This window comes from Peribacillus sp. SIMBA_075 (assembly GCF_046534585.1).
In genome coordinates, this window is record NZ_JAWRYN010001496.1 from 1 (window position 1) to 240 (window position 240).

Here is a 240-nt window from a genome sequence, read left to right on the forward strand (position 1 = left end):
CTTCTCGCTTGTCTTCTCATTCAAGCAGCAACAAACATGTTTAATGAATACTTTGATTATAAAAGAGGACTCGATCACGAAGGATCAGTTGGTATCGGCGGCGCTATCGTTCGCGATGGCATTCAGCCGAAAACGGTGCTTAACTTAGCATTTGGATTTTTTGGGATCGCAATACTATTAGGTGTTTATATTTGTATGAATTCTAGCTGGTGGCTTGCTGCAATCGGTCTTGTTTGTATG

1 protein-coding gene is annotated in these 240 nt (G+C 41.2%); it reads left to right on the forward strand.

Features of this window, described 5'->3' with window-relative positions:
* Positions 1–240 (forward strand): UbiA family prenyltransferase (locus SB775_RS33385; RefSeq protein ID WP_410865586.1); only part of this gene is annotated, 240 nt, incomplete at both ends.